The sequence below is a fragment of the Streptococcus sp. KR genome, from assembly GCF_002238115.1.
GTDB lineage: Bacteria > Bacillota > Bacilli > Lactobacillales > Streptococcaceae > Streptococcus.
In genome coordinates, this window is sequence record NZ_NGVM01000330.1 from 1 (window position 1) to 228 (window position 228).

Genomic DNA, 228 nt, shown 5'->3' on the forward strand with positions numbered 1-228 from the left:
TCATCAAGACAACATCAAGCAATGATGAACGACACAATACAGACTTAGCCCATTTCCTGATTCATACTGGAGCTAAAAAGGTTGGTAATAATCGGTATGTACTAGAGAATAAGCATGAGATTATCCATACAAGCCATGAACAAGCAAAGGAAGAATTGATAGACTATCTCTATAATCATTTTGAAATCACTGATCGAACTCTTCTTATCACTAACTCGGACAATGGTA

Annotated in this window: 1 pseudogene; it reads left to right on the forward strand. The window is 36.0% G+C overall.

Going from position 1 to position 228, the window contains the following annotated elements:
- Positions 1–228, forward strand: a pseudogene (locus tag CBI42_RS12160) (ISLre2 family transposase); the annotation flags it as partial.